Origin of the sequence: uncultured Methylibium sp., from assembly GCF_902826655.1 — a bacterium.
Taxonomy (GTDB): domain Bacteria; phylum Pseudomonadota; class Gammaproteobacteria; order Burkholderiales; family Burkholderiaceae_C; genus Methylibium.
The window spans coordinates 1-5,918 of record NZ_CADEFR010000107.1 but is presented as its reverse complement, the minus strand read 5'-3'; the positions used below and the strand labels follow the sequence as shown (position 1 = coordinate 5,918).

Sequence of the window (5,918 nt, the reverse complement as noted above, 5' to 3'; positions counted from 1 at the left end):
GGCCGCGCAGGATCATGTCCTCGTGCAGGCTGGGCACGTAGGGCAGGTAGAGCAGCGTCATGCGCGCCTCCTCGGGCGTGCGGTTGGCCTTGTGGCCATTGCAGCCGCGACAGGCAGTGATGCAGTTCATCCAGCTGTCGGTGCCGCCGCGCGAGGTGGGCTGGATGTGCTCGCGCGTCAGCTCGTCGGCATGGAACTGCCCGCCGCAGTAGGCGCAGACATGACGATCGCGGGAGAACAGCTTGGGGTTGGACAGCGCCGGCGTCTGTCGCCACGCGCGGCTGGGAACGCTGCCGCGGACCGCGATGATGGAGTGGACCTCGATGCGCGACTGCATGCCGGTGCGACGCTGGATGCCCCCGCGCAGCACCAGGCGTGCGTCGCCCAGCGTCCAGGCCACGCCGTCGCTGGCGTACAGCACGGCCGCCTCCTTGGCGCTGATCCACGCCTGGGGCCGGCCCGACACATCGAGTTGCAGCACATCCATGCACAAACTCCTTGACACGGAGTATGGAGCACGGCGGTGTCGCTGCTCAAGCGGGGCAACGCCGGCACCTGTGCGCCCGTGGGCACTCTGCCCCCGGCCCGGCCGTGTCCAGGTCCAGCTCAGTGCCGCGCGAGCGCCAGTCGCACCGCCAGGCCGACGAACACCAGCGCCGCGACGCGGTTCATCCCGACCTGGGCGCCCGGCGAGCGCAGCAGCCAGGCGCGCAGGCTGCCACCCGCCAGCGCGATGGCGCCGAAAACCAGCAGCGTCGCCAGCATGAACAGCGCGCCCAGCAGCACCACCTGCAGCCCCACGCTGCCGCGATCCGGCATGACGAACTGCGGCAGGAACGCGAGGAAGAAGATCGTCACCTTGGGATTGGTCACGTTCATCACGATGCCGCGACGGTAGAGCCGACCGGCGCTCGGCGCAGCACCGCCGCTGCCGTCGGTCTCGGCAGGGCCGGCCCGCCACGCCTGCCAGGCCAGCCACAGCAGGTACAGCGCGCCGGCCAGCTTCAGCACGGTGAAGGCCAGCGCGGACGTCGCGAACAGGGTCGCCAGGCCGAGCGCCACCGCACCGGTGTGCACCAGCAGCCCGCTGCACAGCCCGAGCACGACGAGCAGGCCGGCGCGACGTCCCCGCATCGCCGACTGCAGCAGCACGAACAGGTTGTCGGGCCCCGGGGCCAGCGCCAGCAGCACCGCCGTCGCGAAGAATGCGGCGGCAGTGTCGAGAGAGATCAGGGGCATCGAAGCACTTTCGTGGGCGACATCGCGGCTGGCAGCGCCCGCGCGCCGCCGATGCCGCAATGTACGTCGGCACCTGCCTAGAATTCGGTGCATGACGCGACCCCGAGCCTGGCGGCAGCGTGCTGTGGCGCTGTCGCTCGCCTGGGCGGGCGCCATGGCCTGCGCGCAGCAACCGCCCCCTGCCCTCCCTGCGGCCTCCGCCTCCGCGCCTGCCTCGCCCTCGGCGCAGCGGCTGTATGAACGTGCGCGCAGCCAGCTGCTCCAGGTGCGCACCCTGCTGAAGGGCCAGGACAGCCAGGCTTCGGTCGGCTCGGGCTTCGTGGTCGGCGAGGACGGACTGATCATCACGAACTACCACGTCGTGAGCCAGGTGGCGTTGCAACCCGAGCGCTACCGGCTCACCTATACGCGCGTCGATGGACGCGAGGGCGCGCTGCAGCTGCTGGGCTTCGACGCGGTGCACGACCTGGCGGTGGTGAAGGCGCTGCCGGTCAGCGGACGCGGCAAGGCCGGCGCCGGGCCGGTCGCGGCCGGCACGCCGCTCGAGTTCCGGCCCGCATCGACCCCGCTGTCGCAGGGCGAGCGCATCTACTCGCTCGGCAACCCGCTCGACGTCGGCTTCGCGGTGCTCGAGGGGACCTACAACGGCCTGGTCGAGCGCAGCTTCTATCCCAGCATCTTCTTCGCCGGCTCGCTGAACTCCGGCATGAGCGGCGGCCCGGCGCTCGACGAACAGGGGCGCGTCGTCGGCATCAACGTCGCCACGCGGCGCGACGGCCAGCAGGTCAGCTTCCTGGTACCGGCGGCGTTCGCGCAGGCGCTGCTCGAGCGGTCGCGGCGCGCCGCCCCCATCACCGCGCCGGTCTATCCGGAACTGACGACGCAACTGCTGGCGCACCAGGAGCTCGTCACGCAGCGCTTCGTCGCCCAGCCCTGGCGCAGCGCCGGTCACGCGCGCTACCTGATCCCCGTGCCGCAGGAGGACTTCATGCGCTGCTGGGGCCGCAGCACGCCGGCGGACACCAAGGGCCTGGAGTTCGAGCGCTCCGACTGCGAGATGGACACGCAGGTCTTCGTCAGCGGTGCGCTGCTGACCGGCTCGCTCGGCGTGCGCCACGAGACCTACGACGGCCGCAAGCTCGGCGGGCTGCGCTTCACGCAGCGCCACAGCGCGAGTTTCCGCAACGAGAGCTTCGGGCGCCGCAACCCCAAGGAGTTCACCGCGCCCCAGTGCAGCGAGCGCTTCGTCGAGCAAGGCGGCCTGCCGCTGCGCGCGGTGTTGTGCCTCACCGCCTACCGCCGGCTGACGGGGCTATACGACCTCAGCGTGCTGGCCGCGACGGTCGACCAGGGCAGCATCGGCGCGCAGGGCCGGCTGGACGCGCGCGGCGTGAGCTTCGACAACGCCATGCGCCTGGCCACGCACTACCTGCTGGGCTACGGCCTGAAGGAACAACCGTGAGCAGCGCGCGCCTGGGCCTGGTGGAACTGCTCGACCGCGACGGTGGCGTCGCGCACCGGGTGCCGATCACGCACTGGCCGGTGACGATCGGCCGCGCGATCGACTGCGACGTGCTGCTCGACGATCCGCATGCCGCCGCACATCACGCGACGCTGCGCGCCACCGAGGCGGGCGTCGAGCTGATCGCCGGCGACAGCGCCAACGGCGTGCGGCTGCAGGGCCGCAAGCTCGCCAGCGGAGCGACCACCCCAGTCGACGGCGGGACCGAGTGGCAGATCGGTCGCTCGCGGCTGCGGCTGCGGTTGCCCGGCGAGACGCTGCCGGCCGAGCTGACGCTGTCGGCGCCGTCGCCGGTCAGCGGACGCTGGCTGGTCGCCGGACTCGCACTGCTGCTGCTCTGGGTGCTGGGCAACCACTGGCTGGAGAGCGATCCGGGCGATCCCGTCGGCGGCTACCTGTCGGTGCTGCTCAGCGTGCCGCTCGCCCTGGGGATCTGGTGCTTCCTGTGGGCGCTGGGCTCCAAGCTGTTCACGCGGCACTTCGACTTCCTGGCTCATCTGCGCTGGGCGCTGGGCCTGCTGCTGGCCGGCTTGCTGCTCGACGCGGTGCTGCCGCTGCTGGCCTTCGCGCTGTCGTGGGAGTGGCTGCCGCGCGCCGGCGAACTGCTGGCCCTCGCGCTGGGCTGCGTGCTGCTGTACGGACATCTGGCGCTCATCGTGCCGGGCCGCAGGCGCCTGCTGACGGTCGGCTTCGCGACGCTGCTCGTGGTCGGCGCCGGGCTGAAGCTGGCGCTGCACCACCAGCGCACCGACCGCTGGTTCACGCCGCTCTACCTCAGCAGCCTCGGCCCGCCCGCGACGCGGCTGGCACCCACCGTCACGCCGCAGCAGTTCATCGACGAGGCCCGCAAGCTGCGCGAGCCCCTGGAGCGGCGCGCCCGCGAGGCCGAGGCACCCGGCTGGCTGCCCTGGGACGATGAATGAATGCTTCGTCCGAGTAAACCCTAGGGTCAGCTAGGCGCGCAGCCCTACAAACAGCACGCCGTCGTCACCCGGGATGGCAGGGATTTCTGCAAAATAGAACGATCGTTCGTTTCTTTGCGGAACTCCCTTGAGCAGCAGCCTCGCCCCCGAAGACCTCACAGGCAGCCCCTCGCGCACCGAGGGCCGGACGCCTCAGCGCGGTCAGCAGAAGGGCCAGCAGACGCGCGCCGCGATCCTTGAAGCCGCCCTCGGACTGGCCTCGCAGATCGGCCTGGAAGGCCTGTCGATCGGCGCGCTGGCCGAGGTCACGCAGATGAGCAAATCGGGCGTGTTCGCCCACTTCGGCTCGCGCGAGGAACTGCAGATCTCGGTGGTGCGCGAGTACCACGCGCGCTTCGAGGAGGAAGTGTTCTTCCCGGCTGTGCGCGAGGCCCGCGGCCTGCCGCGCCTGCGCAGCATGTTCGAACGCTGGGTCAAGCGCGTGTCGGTCGAGATCGACTCGGGCTGCATCTACATCAGCGGCGCGGTGGAGTTCGACGACCGGCCGGGGCCTGTGCGCGACGCGCTGGCCAGCATGGTGCGCACCTGGCACCGCGCGCTGGAGCGCGCCATCCGCATGGCGATCGAGGAAGACCACCTCAAGCCCGACACGGACCCGATGCAGATGCTGTTCGAGATCCACGGCCTGATCCTCGCCCTGCACCACGACGCGCGCTTCATGCGCAACCCCGGCGCGATCGAGCGCGCCGGCCGCGGCTTCGAGCGCATCCTGGCCGAGTCGCTGAACCTTCCCGCACCGGCCGCGTCAGCCCGCAAGGGCCGCTGAGCCGCACCCCCTTCCCCTCTCCCGGAGTTGTCCATGCCCACCTACACCCCCCCGATCCGCGACATGCACTTCGTGATGCACGAGCTGCTGAACGTCGGCGACGAGCTGAAGGCCATGCCGCCGCACGCCGAGATGGACGTCGACACGATCAACGCCGTGGTCGAGGAAGCCGGCAAGTTCGCCGCCGAGGTGACCTTCCCGCTCAACGTCAGCGGCGACGAGGAAGGCTGCGTGCTCGACCGTTCGACGCACGAAGTCAGGGCACCGAAGGGCTTCAAGGAGGCCTATGCCAAGTACGTCGAGGGCGGCTGGCCCGCGCTGAGCTGCGATCCGGCCTACGGCGGCCAGGGCTTGCCCATCGTCGTGAACCAGTGTCTCTACGAGATGCTCAACAGCGCCAACCAGGCCTGGACCATGTATCCCGGCCTCACGCACGGCGCCTACGAGGCGCTGCACGCGCACGGCACCGAGGAGCAGAAGCAGACCTACCTGCCCAGGCTCACCAGCGGCCAGTGGACCGGCACCATGTGCCTGACCGAGCCGCACTGCGGCACCGACCTCGGCCTGCTGCGCAGCAAGGCCGAGCCCATCATCGACGGTTCAGCCGACGGCAGCTACAAGATCACCGGCGCCAAGATCTTCATCAGCTCGGGCGAGCACGACCTGGCCGAGAACATCATCCACCTGGTGCTGGCCCGCCTGCCGGACGCGCCCGTCGGCAGCAAGGGAATCTCGCTGTTCGTCGTGCCGAAGTTCCTGGTCCAGGCCGACGGCTCGCCGGGCGAGCGCAATGCCATCTACTGCACGGGCCTCGAGCACAAGATGGGCATCCACGCCAACTCGACCTGCCAGATCAGCCTCGACGGCGCGATCGGCACGCTGGTCGGCCAGCCGCACAAGGGCCTGGCGGCGATGTTCGTGATGATGAACGCGGCCCGCCTGGGCGTGGGCATGCAGTCGCTGGGCCTGACCGAGGTCGCCTACCAGAACGCGGTGGCCTACGCGAAGGACCGCATCCAGATGCGCAGCCTGTCGGGCCCGAAGGCGCCGGACAAGCCCGCCGACCCCATCATCGTCCACCCCGACGTGCGCAAGATGCTGCTGACCGCGCGCGCCTACGCCGAGGGCGGCCGGGCGCTGTCGCTCTACACAGCGCTCCTGATCGACCGCGAGCTGAGCCACGCCGACGAGGACGTGCGCAAGGAGGCCGCCGACCAGGTCGCGCTGCTGACGCCCATCGTCAAGGCCTTCCTGACCGACAACGCCTGGCTCGCGACCTCGCACTGCATGCAGGTCTTCGGCGGCCACGGCTACATCAAGGAATGGGGCATGGAGCAGTTCGTGCGCGATGCCCGCATCAACATGATCTACGAAGGCACCAACACCATCCAGTCGCTGGACCTGCTGG

6 protein-coding genes are annotated in these 5,918 nt (G+C 70.3%); 4 read left to right on the top strand and 2 right to left on the bottom strand.

Annotation, left to right across the window (positions count from 1 at the left end; translation table 11 throughout):
• A partial coding sequence (locus QZV97_RS20180) for an HNH endonuclease (RefSeq protein ID WP_295647091.1) occupies positions 1–487 on the bottom strand: 487 nt, incomplete at its 3' end.
• Between the two features lie 119 nt (positions 488–606).
• The gene (locus tag QZV97_RS20175) at positions 607–1,233 is read right to left on the bottom strand and encodes a LysE family translocator (RefSeq protein WP_295647096.1); all 627 of its coding nucleotides are present in this window, start codon (positions 1,231–1,233) and stop codon (positions 607–609) included.
• Positions 1,234–1,330: 97 nt separating this feature from the next.
• Here QZV97_RS20175 and QZV97_RS20170 point away from each other — a divergent pair, with 97 nt between their 5' ends.
• From QZV97_RS20170 to QZV97_RS20155, 4 genes are all read left to right on the top strand, one after another.
• Positions 1,331–2,701 carry a serine protease gene (locus QZV97_RS20170; RefSeq protein WP_295647089.1) on the top strand — a complete coding sequence of 457 codons (1,371 nt, stop codon included), beginning with the start codon at positions 1,331–1,333 and terminating at the stop codon, positions 2,699–2,701.
• Complete coding sequence (locus QZV97_RS20165) at positions 2,698–3,684, top strand: FHA domain-containing protein (RefSeq protein WP_295647086.1); 987 nt, start codon at positions 2,698–2,700, stop codon at positions 3,682–3,684. Before QZV97_RS20170 ends, QZV97_RS20165 begins: the two co-directional genes overlap by 4 nt.
• Before the next feature lie 232 nt (positions 3,685–3,916).
• Positions 3,917–4,510, top strand: coding sequence for a TetR/AcrR family transcriptional regulator (locus QZV97_RS20160; protein WP_295647094.1), 594 nt, complete (start codon positions 3,917–3,919; stop codon positions 4,508–4,510).
• Between the two features lie 33 nt (positions 4,511–4,543).
• On the top strand, positions 4,544–5,918 hold a 1,375-nt coding region (locus QZV97_RS20155; protein ID WP_295647083.1), incomplete at its 3' end, for an acyl-CoA dehydrogenase family protein.

Bases quoted from the DNA above. Each gene is read 5' to 3' on its own strand.
- QZV97_RS20170 (WP_295647089.1), top strand. From the start codon at position 1,331: ATGACGCGACCCCGAGCCTGGCGGCAGCGTGCTGTGGCGCTGTCGCTC.